This is a genomic window from Microbacterium sp. NPDC006705, from assembly GCF_044903545.1.
GTDB classification, from domain to species: Bacteria; Actinomycetota; Actinomycetes; order Actinomycetales; family Microbacteriaceae; genus Microbacterium; species Microbacterium plantarum.
On record NZ_JBJDQQ010000001.1, the window covers coordinates 2173069 to 2186845 of the forward strand.

Annotated in this window: 11 protein-coding genes; 8 read left to right on the forward strand and 3 right to left on the reverse strand. The window is 66.2% G+C overall.

Annotation, left to right across the window (positions count from 1 at the left end; all coding sequences use genetic code 11):
• Positions 1-50: 50 nt before the first annotated feature.
• From ACI2K6_RS10460 to ACI2K6_RS10475, 4 genes are all read left to right on the forward strand, one after another.
• The gene (locus tag ACI2K6_RS10460) at positions 51-992 is read left to right on the forward strand and encodes a carbohydrate ABC transporter permease (RefSeq protein WP_404568548.1); all 942 of its coding nucleotides are present in this window, start codon (positions 51-53) and stop codon (positions 990-992) included.
• A complete protein-coding gene (locus ACI2K6_RS10465; protein ID WP_404568549.1) occupies positions 989-1897 on the forward strand; it encodes a carbohydrate ABC transporter permease in 909 nt (302 codons plus the stop codon). Before ACI2K6_RS10460 ends, ACI2K6_RS10465 begins: the two co-directional genes overlap by 4 nt.
• Positions 1894-3615, forward strand: coding sequence for an alpha-glucosidase (locus ACI2K6_RS10470; protein ID WP_404568550.1), 1722 nt, complete (start codon positions 1894-1896; stop codon positions 3613-3615). The genes ACI2K6_RS10465 and ACI2K6_RS10470 overlap by 4 nt, the downstream gene beginning before the upstream one ends.
• 62 nt (positions 3616-3677) lie before the next feature.
• The gene (locus tag ACI2K6_RS10475) at positions 3678-6860 is read left to right on the forward strand and encodes a glucodextranase DOMON-like domain-containing protein (RefSeq protein WP_404568551.1); all 3183 of its coding nucleotides are present in this window, start codon (positions 3678-3680) and stop codon (positions 6858-6860) included.
• Positions 6861-7110: 250 nt separating this feature from the next.
• Here the strand turns inward: ACI2K6_RS10475 and ACI2K6_RS10480 are convergent, their stop codons facing one another.
• Both ACI2K6_RS10480 and ACI2K6_RS10485 read right to left on the reverse strand, forming a co-directional pair.
• Positions 7111-7809, reverse strand: a complete 699-nt coding sequence (locus ACI2K6_RS10480; protein WP_404568552.1) for an ABC transporter ATP-binding protein — start codon at positions 7807-7809, stop codon at positions 7111-7113.
• Positions 7806-8876: an ABC transporter permease gene (locus ACI2K6_RS10485; protein WP_404568553.1), complete on the reverse strand. Its 1071-nt coding sequence runs from the start codon at positions 8874-8876 to the stop codon at positions 7806-7808. Before ACI2K6_RS10485 ends, ACI2K6_RS10480 begins: the two co-directional genes overlap by 4 nt.
• A 162-nt stretch (positions 8877-9038) precedes the next feature.
• Between ACI2K6_RS10485 and ACI2K6_RS10490 the strand changes: the two genes are divergently transcribed.
• The 3 genes from ACI2K6_RS10490 to ACI2K6_RS10500 all read left to right on the forward strand — a co-directional run bounded on the left by ACI2K6_RS10490 (position 9039) and on the right by ACI2K6_RS10500 (position 11627).
• Positions 9039-10226 (forward strand): sensor histidine kinase, encoded by a 1188-nt coding sequence (locus ACI2K6_RS10490; protein ID WP_404568554.1) that lies wholly within the window; start codon positions 9039-9041, stop codon positions 10224-10226.
• Positions 10223-10849 carry a response regulator gene (locus ACI2K6_RS10495; RefSeq protein ID WP_404568555.1) on the forward strand — a complete coding sequence of 209 codons (627 nt, stop codon included), beginning with the start codon at positions 10223-10225 and terminating at the stop codon, positions 10847-10849. Before ACI2K6_RS10490 ends, ACI2K6_RS10495 begins: the two co-directional genes overlap by 4 nt.
• 187 nt (positions 10850-11036) lie before the next feature.
• Positions 11037-11627, forward strand: a complete 591-nt coding sequence (locus ACI2K6_RS10500) for a recombinase family protein (protein WP_404568556.1) — start codon at positions 11037-11039, stop codon at positions 11625-11627.
• Here the strand turns inward: ACI2K6_RS10500 and ACI2K6_RS10505 are convergent.
• Entirely contained in the window at positions 11588-12814 is a 1227-nt protein-coding gene (locus tag ACI2K6_RS10505) for an IS30 family transposase (RefSeq protein WP_404568557.1), read from the reverse strand. The two genes, ACI2K6_RS10500 and ACI2K6_RS10505, sit on opposite strands and share 40 nt — an antisense overlap.
• 277 nt (positions 12815-13091) lie before the next feature.
• Between ACI2K6_RS10505 and ACI2K6_RS10510 the strand changes: the two genes are divergently transcribed.
• A partial coding sequence (locus ACI2K6_RS10510; protein ID WP_404568558.1) for an alcohol dehydrogenase catalytic domain-containing protein occupies positions 13092-13777 on the forward strand: 686 nt, incomplete at its 3' end.

A 13777-nucleotide genomic window follows, 5' to 3' on the forward strand; every position in this document is an offset into this window, starting at 1 on the left:
GGCGGCGCGGCATGCGTCGCCGCACACCCCGGACAAGAGAAAGCAGCATCATGACGTTACTGACCGCAAAGGCCACGAGAAGGTCCGGTCGTAAGAAGCTCGAGCCCGTAGGGGGCTACTGGGCGTATCTCATCCCCGGAGCGATCGGCTTCGCCGCTGTCGTGCTCATTCCGTTCGGGATGAACGTGTATTTGAGCTTCACCCGTTTTCGCGGCGTCGGGTCGCCCCAGTTCATCGGCATCGACAACTACACCCGACTGATCGGCGACCCCACCTTCTGGACCTCGTTCCTCAACAGCCTCGCGTTTATCGTGGCGATGGCCATCGTGCCGACCGCGCTCGGAGTGCTGGTCGCTGCGATCCTGTTCGACTTCATCGCTCCCCGATTTGGCGCCCGCATGTCGAGCCTGATGCGGGCCATGTTCTACCTGCCCCAGATCCTCCCGATCGCCGTCGCGGGCGTGTTGTGGAAGTGGATGTACCAGCCTGAGTACGGCGTCCTGAACAGCATCCTCGACGCCGTCGGCTTGGGGGCGCTGCGGCAGAACTGGCTGGGTGACTCTGACGTCGCGATCTGGTCGGTGATGAACGTGCTGATCTGGCTGCAGATCGGATACACCGTCGTCATTTTCATGGCCGGGCTCTCCCGCGTCGATCCGGCACTCTACGAGGCCGCCGAACTTGACGGGGCCGGATGGGTCACCCGATTCCGGGTCATCACCCTGAACCAGCTGCGCCCCGAGATCGCGGTGGTCATCATTACCACCAGCGTGGCCGCGCTGAAGGTGTTTGCACCGATCTTCGTCCTCACCCGGGGAGGCCCTGGAACCAGCACGATGGTCCCGGCGTACTTCTCCTTCTACAACTTCTTCACCACCACTCAGGTCGGTTATGGCGCGGCCGTTGCGACCGTCTTGGCACTGGTGGTCACCATCATCGCCGTTGGCCTGCTGCTGTTTCAGACGCGGAACGCGGAAGGGTTTGAGAAATGACCGCCACCAGCCTGGAAGTGGCCACCCCCGCCACGGTTCCTTCGTCCACCGCGCCACGCACCAAGAAGCGGCGCAGTCGCGCCCGCCGCGGTGTGAGCGGCTGGGTCGTACTGATCGTGGTGTTCGTGTGCGCCGTGCTGATGCTGTTCCCGTTCTGGCTGGCGCTGGTCAACGCATTCAAACCCGGTGCGGAGTACATCGAGACCGGTCCACTCTCCGTTCCCACGACACTCGATTTCACTGCGCTGATCAACTTCTGGCAGGGCGTGAACTTCAACCAGAAATTGTGGAACAGCGCGCTCATCAGCGGCAGCGTCGCCCTCATCGCCGCAGCAATCAGCCTGCTCAGCGCCTACGCGATCGGCATCGGCCGGATCAAAGGTCGGGTATGGATCCTCGCAATCTTCATGCTCGCCTTCACCATCCCGCAGGAGGCGCTGGTCTATCCGCTGTTCATCCTCACCCGCGACCTCGGGCTGTACGACACGCAGCTAGGCGTCATCATCATCCTCGCTGTGTTGCAAAGCGCATTCGGCACCTACATGCTCGCCTCGGTCCTGGGTTCTTTCCCGCCGGAAGTACTCGAAGCAGCCCGGATCGATGGTGCCTCCCGGTTGCAGATCCTCTGGAGCATTGTGCTTCCGCTGACCCGCCCGACATTGGCAGTGCTGGTGACGTTCTTCTTCATCTGGACGTGGAACGACTTCTTCCTGCCGCTCGTGCTGCTGCCCAGCGCGGCGAATCAGACGGTGTCCGTAGCGCTCGGAGCGCTCAGCGGCCAGTACACCAGTGACCCCACGGCTCTCGCTGCAGCCTCGCTAGCCGGCATTCTGCCCGCCTTCATCTTCTTCATCCTCTTCCAGCGCACCCTGATGCGCGGCGTCAACCTCGGAGCTGTCAAATGACCCTCAACAACACCACCGAAACGATTGCCGCGACAGCACCGGACTGGTGGAAATCGGCCGTCGTGTACCAGGTGTACCCGCGCAGCTTCGCCGACTCCAACGGTGACGGCGTCGGGGACATCCGCGGGATCATCGGCAAGCTCAACCACCTGCAGCGGCTAGGCGTGGACGTGATCTGGCTGTCGCCCGTGTACACGTCCCCGCACGCCGACGCCGGTTACGACATCAGCAACTACCAGGCCATCGATCCGCTGTTCGGCACCCTCGACGATCTCGACGCCTTGATCGCCGACCTCCACGGTCGCGGAATGAAGCTCGTCATGGACCTGGTCGTCAACCACACCTCCGACGAACACCCCTGGTTCATCGAGTCGCGCTCGTCGCTCGATAGCCCGAAGCGTGACTGGTACTGGTGGCGCGACGCCCGCCCCGGGCACGAGCCGGGAACGCCCGGCGCAGAACCGACCAACTGGGAGTCGTTCTTCTCCGGACCGACCTGGACCCTCGACAAGCAGACGGGTCAGTACTACCTGCACCTGTTCGACGCGAAACAGCCCGACCTGAACTGGGAGAACCCGGCAGTCCGCGACGCCGTGTACGCGATGATGCGGTGGTGGCTGGACCGCGGCATCGACGGGTTCCGCATGGACGTGATCAACCTCATCTCCAAAAACACCACTCTCCCGGACAGCACCCCCAACCCCCTCACCGGTCTCGGCGACGGGTTCCCGCACTACGCTCACGGACCCCGCCTACACGAGTACCTGCAGGAGATGCGACGGGAAGTCTTCGCCGGCCGCGACGCGCTGCTCACCGTGGGAGAGATGCCGGGCGTCAGCGTTGATGAAGCACTGCTGACCACCGACCCCGCCCGCGGTGAGTTGAACATGGTCTTCCAGTTCGAACACGTCGGACTGGACCACGGCACCTCGAAGTTCGACCCGCGGTCGCTCAGGCCAGGGGCGTTGGCCGACTCCCTCACGAAGTGGCAGGAGGCGCTGGGGGAGACGGGGTGGAACAGCTTGTACCTGTCCAACCATGACCAGCCCCGGACGGTGTCACGGTTCGGCAACGACCGCGACTACTGGCGGGAGTCCGCAACAGCGCTTGCGACGATGCTGCACCTGCAGCGCGGCACCCCGTACATCTACCAGGGCGAAGAAATTGGGATGACCAACGGGTTCTTCCCGGAGTTGGCCACGTTCCGCGACGTAGAGAGCCTGAACTACTACGCCCAATCCCAGTCGCTGGGGCTCGCCGCCGAGCAGGTGCTCGACGGCATGCGCAGCAATGGGCGCGACAACGCCCGCACCCCGGTCCAGTGGGACGCCACCGACCACGCCGGTTTCACTACCGGCACACCCTGGATCGGGGTGAACCCCAACCACACCTGGCTCAACGCCGAAGCGCAGTACGCCGACCCGCGCTCCGTCTTCAACTACTACCGGCAGCTGATCTCATTGCGGCACGACCGTGACGTCGTCGCCCACGGCGACTTCGCCCGCCTCGACGTTGGAGATCCGGCGGTGTTCGCGTACGCCAGGACGCTCGACGCTGACCAGTTGCTCGTCGTAGTCAACCTCTCCGACGACCACCGCAGCGTCAAGCTCCCTCAGGCCTGGGAGCACGCCGCCCTCATCCTCGCCAACTATCCCGAACCGGCCGGGCTGGGACTGCGGCCCTGGGAAGCGAGAGTGGTCGCGGCCCAGACCGACTGAACGATCGCCGCCACGCTCCACCCCTCGCCATCACGACAACGACGTTCTGAAGGGACACCACCATGAATCGCACGCGCCTCGGGGGGTGGAGCATGGTCGGCGTCACCGCCGTGCTCGCCTCCGTCCTCACCGCCACCACGGCGGCTGCCGCCGGGCCAGGTGCCGCCGCCACGGTGCCGTCGGTGGCGGCCGCACCCGCCGCGATCACCGAAGACTTTACGACCTGGGATCACGACAACGCGGTCGCCACCACCGACCCGGTGGCCGGCGACCAGGTGCGCCAGTCGCTCTTCTACGAAGCGTCGGTGGCTGCGCCTGGCGACGCGGGGTCCGGGCACGAGTCATTCGTATACATGAGCGTGCCGCGGAGCGGGAACGACAAGATCGGCTACACCGAAGACGACGGCGCCGAGTTCGCCTCCGCCGCAGACCTCACGATGAGTTGGTCCAGCTTCGAGTACGCCACCGATGTGTGGGTGAACGTGACCCTGAAGACGGGGCAGACGATCACCTCAGCCGACCAGGTCACCATCCGACCTACCGACCTCGGCCTCGAAAAAGAGCTTGTCGACCCGTCCACCATCCGGGTCAAGGTGCCCTACAGTGCGGACGGGTCCCGGTTCTCCGTCGAGTTCGACCCGCAGCTGATCACCGCCTACAACGACCTCAGCGGTAACAGTGGCGCGCTCACCACAAACCCGGATGGCAACCGGGCAGTGCACACCGAACCGCAGAACTCGATGATGGTCTTCGCCAACCCCAAGCCCACCGCCGACGAGGCTGAACGGCTGATCCCCACCGAGCGCTCCGGCAGCATCTATCGGCCTGAGCCAGGCCTGGTGAACAACCTCAACGACGTCACGGCGGAGATCCTGTACTTCGGCCCCGGTACCTATTACATGGGCTCGGACTACCATGCTGTCCTCCCGGAGAGCGTGAAGTGGGTCTACCTCGCCCCCGGCTCGTACGTGAAGGGCGCGTTCCGCTTCCTGCACGACACCCAGAGCGCCTACAAGGTCACCGGCCTCGGGGTGCTGTCGGGGGAGCAGTACGTCTACGAGCCGGACACCCGCAACGGGTACCAGCACAACGTCAGTGACAACTGCCACGTCGACTGCGTGAAGATGCTCCAGTTCGAGTCCGCCAACACCGGGCAAACCTTGGAGATGCAAGGCATCACGATCAACGAACCTCCGTACCACTCCTTTGTCGTCTACGCCCACGACGGTGACACGGAGATCGGGGTCGAGAACTTCCGGATGAACGTCGCCAATTACAAGCAGGTCGGCAGCTGGTACTGGCAAACCGACGGCATCGAGCTCTACGACGGCGGGCGAATGAGAAACACGTTCTTCCACGCCAATGATGACGTGCTGAAGATGTATCACAGCGACGTGCGGATCGATAACACCGTGATTTGGAAAAACGAGAACGGCCCCGTCATCCAATGGGGGTGGACGCCCCGAGAGATTGACGGAGTAACGGTCACCAACACCGACATCATCCACAATCGGATGTACTGGAAGGACGTCAAGTACAACACCTGCATCTTCAACTCCTCCTCGCACTGGGAGGACATGGGCGCCACCGACCGGGCAGACATCACCACCACGGTGCGGAACATGACCTTCACCGACACCCGCGTCGAAGGAGCGCTGAACTGCGGCATCCGGGTGTTCGCGCTCTCCGACACCGAGAACGTCAACATCGACGGTTTTGCCGTTGATGAGTGGAACGACCTCGACGTGAGCTCGCAGGCCAGCCTGCTCAAGCGGTACACCGACCGCGCCGGCGCCAAGGCCACCATCGGCAACGAGACTAGCGACGGCAACGGCATCCGCCTGCACAACTACACCGTCGGGGGAACTCCGATCCTCAAGGCAGGAGACAACTGGTCCAGCGAAGAACTGGGCCGGCTGAACTTCGACGGCGACACCTGGGACAGCTGGAACGCCACCAGCGACGACCAGCCCACCGGGCCCGCGCCCACCCTCACCCTCGACGGGCTCGCCGACGGCACCGTCGCAACCTCGCGGGAGATGACCGTCAGTGGCACCACCGACGCCGCGACCGTCACCGTCCGAGTCAACGCGGAGGAAGTGAACGCGCCCATCACCGACGGCACATTCACCGTCCCGGTGGCCCTGCCGGCGATCACCAACCGCATCGTGATCACCGCTACCGGCAGCAACGGGGTGATGACCGTCGAACGACGCAACATCACCGCGCTAGGCACCAAAGTGGGACAGATCTCCGACCCGGCCGGGGACGACAACGGTCCAGGCAGCTACACCTACCCCACCGACGGCGCATTCAACCCGGGCAGCTTCGACCTCACCGGCCTCGAGGTGTACACCGACGGTGACGTCGTCCGATTCGTCACCAGCACCGCCGGCGTCATCAACAATCCCTGGGGCGGGAACGGGATGAGCACCCAACGGGTCAACATCTATCTCCGTGACGGCAACTCCACCACAACCACCTCGCTCCTGCCCGGCACCAACACCTCGGCTGCCGGCGCCTGGAAGTACGCGATCGTGGTCGACGGGCGCTACGAGTCGTCCCGCTTCGGCGGGGGAGTATACGGCGCAGACCTGCAGCGCATCGTCGCGGTCGCCCTCGATGTGAACCCGGCGGGGAAGATCATCGCCAGCGTTCCCACGAGCGCTCTCACCGGGGTCGACCTCCGCGACGTCGGGTACCAGGTATCGATGTTCAGCGGCGCTGAAGAGGGCGAAGGCATCGGTAACGTGCGGCCGATCTATAGCAAGGAATGCGCGCAAGGCACGGGGTGCCCGTCGTTCGTCGGCCCCTACCGAGGCGGAGGTGGCGCGGGTGAATGGACTGACGCCCTGGAAAGCCGTGACACCGACGTGACCGATTCCAACGCTTTCGACCTGATCACCGGCACTGCCAACCAGGCCGAAGTCATGGATTGGACAAGGGGGACCGTCACAGCCCCCTACGTGACGCTCCATCTCAATGCGATTCCCACACCGGTTCCCACCCCCTCGCCCGCGGAGGAACCCACCTCTCCGCCCGCCCAGGGGGACTCGCAGCCGTCGTCCGGCTCGGGCGAGCCCGGAGCTTCGGGAGCGTCGGGGGACCTCGCATCAACAGGGAGCACCCCTGGTCTGTTGTTCCCGATGACAGGCGTAGCTCTCCTTCTCGCGGCCGGAGGGGCACTCCTGCTGCTTCGCCGGCTTCGTACCCGCTCCGCCGGCTCCGACATCGAGGGGAAGTAGACGCACCCGCCCACCGCTCGATCCCAGAACGACTTGTGATGGGGGGACACTTGATGTCCCCCCCATCGCTCCCCCCTTCCGCCGTGGGAATCGGATAACGGCGCAACAAGACACCTGCGTGGAGATGGCAGCGCGCCATAAACGATGGCGGTCTCAACCGGTCAGCGCACCATCTGTCGTGTTGAGCGTACGAGGATGCGGCGCTCGCTTCGAGGGGCGAGCGATCAGCTCGCCCCTCGGCGCATTGCGCTCAGGCGGTGCGCTGGGCTGCCATGTCGACGAGTCGTCCGTCGACGATGGTGACGACTCCGTGCATGCGGGGGAGGTGGACGAGGTCGTGGGTGACGAGCATCGTAGAGGTGTTCAGCTCGTCGGTGAGGCGGAGGATCAGGTCGATGATGCTGGCTCCTCGCTCCTGATCGAGTGCGCTGGTGGGTTCGTCGACGAGCAGGACGCTGGGGTCGTTCATGAGCGCTCGGGCGATGTTGATGCGTTGACGCTGCCCTCCTGAGAGCTGGTGGGGTCGCTTGTCCTTGCTGCCAGCGAGGCCGACGGAGTCGAGCAGTGCTTCGGCTCGCGCGGTCGCGGTGCGTCGGTTGCGGCGTGCGTGGCCACCGCCGAGCTCGTTCATGACGGCCAGCTGCTCGGTTGCCGTCAGAGAGGGGACGAGATTCGGCTGCTGGAAGACGATGCCGATCTTCTCTCGTCGCAGGTCCGTGGCCTCGTTGACGGTGAGCTGGGTGGCGTCGATGTCGTCGATGAGGACGCGTCCCGAGTCGGGTCGGATGAGGGTGGCCGCGACGGCCAGCAGGCTCGACTTGCCGGATCCGCTGGGGCCGGTGATGCCGGTGACGGTGCCGGGGCGTGCAGTGAGGGTGACGTGGTCGACCGCGGTGATGCGGCTGTCCCCGTCGGGGAACGTGAGGGTGATGTCGTCGAGGTGGATCATCGGTTACTCCCAAGGGCGGAGAGAGGGTCTGCAGAGGTGACGGAGCGGAGCGCGAACGCGGCTCCGGCGAGGCCGAGCGCGGTCATGATCGCGCCGGGCAGGAGGGTCGTGATGGGGCTGAGCATGAACGGCAATGCGTTGCCGGCAAGGGCGCCGAGGCCTGTGACGAGCGCGAGTCCGCCACCGATGCCGACAAGCAGCACGATGAGCGCCTGCCCGAGGGCATCGCGGATGAGCGAGCGGGTGCTCGCGCCGAGGGCCTTGAGCACGGCGATGTCGCTCTTACGTTGCATGGTCCAGACGGTGAAGAACGCGCCGATGACGAGGCCGGAGATTCCGAAGAGCATGCCGACCATCAGCAGCAGCGAGCCGATCTCGGACCGGAAGGCGCTGAGTGCGGTGAGGGATCCGAGGGTCGTTTCCGAGATGGTGGTCGCGGCGGTGTCGGTCGCGTCCCAGTCGGGTGTGCCGGTGACGGCGAGGACGGTGGCGTAGGCGTCGGGTGCGCCAGTCGCGGCGGAATAGCCCTGCCAGTCACCCAGGGTCATCTCGATCACGGGTGTGTGGCTGTACCAGTCGTCGCCGGCGATGGTCTCGACGGTGTAGTTGGTGCCGGCGATCTGGATCTCGTCGCCGACGGCCACGTCCAGGTCCGCCGCTGCTGGGGTGGAGAGGGAGACGAACCCGTCCTGCGTGGGCGCGGTGTCGTCGAACGTCGGCTGCACGCCGAACACTGCGACGGCGATCCGGGTGTCGCCTGCTTCGGCGCGGGTCTGGCTGATGCCGATCGGCTCTACCGATGTGACCTCGTCGGCAGCCGACCACGTCTCGCTCTGCTGCTCGGTGACGGTGGAGTCGGCGTAGCTGGCGGCCGAAGTGCCGTCGGTGGGGGCAGAGAACACGATGCGGTCGCCGGGGATCGCGAGGACGGCCGAGATGTTCTGGGTGGCGAGCCCGCCGGTGAGTCCGCTGAGGAACCCGACGAGGATCGTGATGAGGGCGACGACCGAGCCGATGAGGATGAAGCGGCCTCGAGCGAATCGCAGGTCGCGCAGCGCGACGAACATGGATGGTCCTTCCTTGTCACCGATGCGGCGACCTTCCCACTCTCGTGCGCCGAGGCTCGTCGATCATCGGCCGGCCGAACGGTGCTGGACGCCGCAAAGGTGGGTCGCATCGTCGTACTTTCGGACGATGACCTCGGGTGGCTGACGCGTAGGGTTCGGTGAGTGGCACATTCCGCGCTGACCCCCGTGTTCGTCGGGCTGCGCACGGGGCTGCACGTGCTGTTCGCCGCCCTCACGGTCTTGGTCGTCGTGCGCGCCGTGTTCGCGCCGTCGGCGTCTAGCGTCGTGACCCTCGTGCTCGCGGGCGTCCTGATCGGCACGTATGCGCTCGGCGGTCTCTTCGTCGGCGCCGGTGCCGGTCGTGGTCCGATGCTGCGGAGGGTGTGGCTCGGCGTGCTCACCGTGGAGTGGGTGGCGCTGCTTTGGCTGACGTCCGAGGCGGCCTACCTCGTCTTCCCGTTGTTCTTCCTGTTCCTGCATCTGCTGGGTCGGGGATGGGGGTCGCTCGCGATCGCGGCCGCGACGGCGATCGCGATCGCGGCGCTCGGCATCCACGGCGGGTGGAGCGTGGGCGGCGTCGTCGGACCACTCGTGGGTGCGGGCGTCGCCTTGCTCATCGGCCTCGGCTACCAGGCGCTCGCCCGCGAAGCCGCACAGCGGGAGGCGCTCATGCGAGAACTGCTTGCGACCCGCGGGCAGCTCGCGGCGTCGGAACATGAAGCCGGCGTCATGGCAGAGCGGTCCCGCCTTGCCCGCGAGATCCACGACACCCTCGCGCAAGGGCTCTCCAGCATCCAGATGCTGCTGCACGCCGCCGAGCGGACGGATCCCGAACGGCCAGGCGTCGAGCACATCCGGCTGGCACGCGAGACCGCGGCGGCGAACCTCGCCGACGCGCGCCGCTTCATCCGAGAGCTCACACCCCCCAACCTCGACGACGAGGGTCTGGGCGGGGCGCTCCGACGGCTCGCCACCTCCCAATGGGCCGCGCGAGGACTCGACGTCGACATTCGCGTGTCCGACACCGTCGAGCTGCCAATGCATCTGCAGACCGCACTGCTGCGGATCGCGCAGGGCGCGATCGCCAACGTCATCCAGCACGCCGACGCCAGCACCGCGACGATCACCCTCACCGTGCACGACGACCGCTTGGCGTTCGAGATCACCGACGACGGTCGCGGGTTCGAGGCCACGACCGCGGTCACCGCACCACCCCGACGATCCGACTCCTTCGGCATTCGCGCGACCCGAGAACGCGTGGACCAGCTCGGCGGCACCGTCACCATCGACTCCGCACCAGGAAAGGGCACCACCCTCATGGTCGACCTCGCGCGAGAGCCCACGTCATGATCCGCATCGTCATCGCCGACGACCACCCCATCGTGCGCGCAGGCCTGAGGGCACTGTTCAGCCCGGAGGACGACATCGAGGTCGTCGCCGAGGCGGCGACACCCGACGAGGCAGCCGAGGCTGCCGAACGGGAGAACCCCGACATGGTGCTGATGGACCTGCAGTTCGGTGCCGCAGCCACCACCACCGGTGCGGATGCGACGCGCCGCATCCGAGCGCTCGACGCAGCACCGTACGTCCTCGTACTCACGAACTACGACTCCGACGCGGACATCCTCGGAGCCGTCGAGGCAGGCGCCAGCGGCTACCTCCTCAAGGACGCACCACCCCACGAGCTCATCGCCGCCGTCCGAGCCGCCGCAGCAGGCGAGAGCGCACTCGCACCCGTCATCGCCTCACGGCTGCTGAGCAGGATGCGGGCGCCGCAGGTCAGCCTCAGCAGCCGCGAGATCGAGGTGCTCGAGCGTGTCGCCGCCGGCCAGTCCAACACCGACGTCGCCGCCAGCCTCTTCGTCAGCGAGACGACCGTGAAGTCCCACCTCGCCCACATCTACTCCAAGCTCGGCGTCTCCTCACGCACCGCCGCGGTCGCCGCTGCGCGCCACAGCGGCATCCTGCGCTGAGCTTCAATCGCGGTCCGAATACATTGCCGTCTCGCATGCCTCGAGATTCGAGACGTCTCACGCCGCCTCGAGAGAGGTCGGGGGGAGTTGCGAAGTTCGGCTCCACGGCGAGTCTCGGAACTACGTCTCGCAACTGTCTGCTTGAATCCGACTACTAGCAGTTGGTTTCGAGACACCGGAGTAGCCCGTGGGCAAGCTGATCGGCTACGCACGCGTCTCTACGCGGCAACAATCGACGGATCGCCAACAGGCGGACCTCCTTACCGCTGGCGTGCGCCGCGACGACCTGTACGTCGACCACGGGGTGTCCGGGGCTCGGGCGTCACGGCCGCAGTTCGATCGAGCCATCGATGCGCTGATCGATGGGGACACGCTCGTCATCACGACGCTCGACCGGCTGGGTCGGTCGACGCAGAACATGCTCGCGTTCGCGGAGCAGCTGCGCGGCCGCGGTGCCGGCCTGCGCGTGTTGAACCTCGGCGGCGGCGACGTCGACACGTCGACACCGATGGGGTCGATGGTGTTCACGATCATGGCTGCGCTCGCGCAGATGGAACTCGAGATCAAGCGGGAGCGCGTCACGGACTCGATCGCGAAGCGTCGCGCCGCCGGGCAGAGCCTGGGTGGTCGGCCCCAGCGCGTCACGGACAGTCAGGTCCGCAGCGCGCTCCGGCTCGTCGAAGGTGGGACGCCTGCGGCGCAGGTCGCCCGTGACCTCGGCATGTCTCGCGCCACCTTCTATCGACGCTCCGCAGCGCTGAGGTCAACTGAGGACTGACCGCGCGTCGTCGATAGTTCGAGCGGCCGACGCGCATTCGGGCTGACGTTGCGGAGGTGCGGCAGGAACGACTCGGCGGCGGTCGCCCAGCCCAGCACGCGGCGTGGACGCGTGTTGATGCGGTCGGCGATGCGAGCGAGGTCTGAGGCGGTGAATCGTCGGAGATCCGCACTCTTGGCGAGGTACTGCCGTAGGAGCCGGTTCGTGTTCTCGTTGCTCCCGCGTTGCCACGGCGATCGCGGGTCGCAGAAGAACACGCCCATGCCCAGGTCGGCTGCGAGCTCCTGATGTTTGGCCATCTCCCGCCCTCGATCCCAAGTGAGCGTCCGCCGCAGCGCCGATGGCAGCTGCACGAGATCGGCAGCGATCGCGGCGCGCACCTGGGTCGCCCGGTATTCGTTGGGCAGCGGGATGACGCGGACGTAGCGCGTCGAGCGTTCCACGAGCGTCGCGACGGCAGACGGTCGAGCACCCATCACGAGGTCGCCCTCCCAGTGCCCGAGTTCGACGCGCTCCGCGACGGTCACGGGCCGGGTGCGGATCGAGTTCATGTTGCGCAGGACACCACGCCCATGCGAACGTTTCGCCACCCTCGCCCGCCGCACCGACCGCCCAGAGCGCAGATGCCGGGCGGCATCGCGACCGAGCTCGCGGCGACCCGCGACGTAGATCGAGCGGTAGATCGTCTCGTGCGAGATCCGCATGCGTGTGTCTGTCGGGTGCTGCCGTCGCAGCCAGTGCGCGATCTGCTCGGGAGACCAATCCGCCTCCAACCGGTCTCGAACAACGCGCAGCAACTCGGCGTCGGACGCGAGACGCGATGGCTTCGGCCGGCTCGCGCGTCGCCACGCAGCGGCATCCGCCGACGTCGCACGATAGGCATCGCGGCCGCCGTTGCGGGCGGGCTCCCTCGACACCGTCGACGGAGCCCGGCCGATCGACGCCGCGATCGTTCGACTCGACAAGCCGGCAGCGATCCCGCGCGTCACCTCCTCACGCTGCTCAATGGTCAGTTGCAGGCGACTTCGTTGCCGTGCTGCGGGCGGCACACCGCCATGCTTCGCGAGATTTCTAGTGACCGCCGACGTGTTCGTGCGAAGTGAGCGAGCGATGAGCCTGGTCGGCTCGCCTCGTCCCCACAGCTCCCACACCGTGTCCTCTTGCTCGCTCGTGAACGCCACACGCACCTCCGGGTCGATCCTCTACGGGTGGTGCGTCGACCGGTTGAGACCGCCATCGGTTACGGTGCACTCGCGATGGGGGCCCACGGCTCGCGCCGAGAATGTGCATCAGAACCTGGTCTCGGTGGGCGTTCCCGGCTCGATTGTCACATCGTCTGCTTCGGGCAAGCCCCTTGACGCGTGGCCCGGGGGGGGGGGGGGCGTTCGCTGTCTCGAGTGGGGCCGGCGTCGCCGAGGACCTGCCAGTAGAACATCGAGCAACACCATCGGATCGGAGTGGACAATGAAGGCAGTGGTGTACGAGGGACCCCGTCAGGTCAGCACGAAGGACGTCCCGGACGCGAAGATCGAGCGACCCTCCGATGTGCTGGTCAGGGTGACGACAACGAACATCTGCGGCTCGGATCTGCACATGTACGAGGGGCGGACCTCCTTCGAGGTAGGCCGGACGTTCGGTCACGAGAACATGGGGGAGGTCATCGAGGTCGGTAGTGGCGTTGAGAAGGTCAGGGTCGGAGACCGGGTTGTGCTCCCTTTCAACATCTCGTGCGGATTCTGTAAGAACTGCGAACGCGGCCTGACCAACTACTGCCTCACCACCCAGCCCAACCCATCATTCGCCGGTGCGGCCTACGGGTTCGCCGACATGGGTCCCTACGGCGGTGGCCAAGCGGAACTGCTCCGTGTGCCTTTCGGTGACCACAACGCGCTGCGCTTGGGCGAGGATGCGGAGGAGAAGGAGAACGACTACGTCATGCTCTCCGACATCTTCCCCACCGGCTACCACGCCACCGAGATGGCCGGGGTGGTCCCGGGCGACAGCGTTGTCATCGCCGGGGCGGGTCCGGTCGGGCTGATGGCCGCCCTGTCCGCGATGATCAAGGGCGCCGCGAAGGTGATGGTGGTCGATCGTCACCCTGACCGGCTGGCGTTGGCCGAGCAGATCGGCGCGATCGCCATCGATGACTC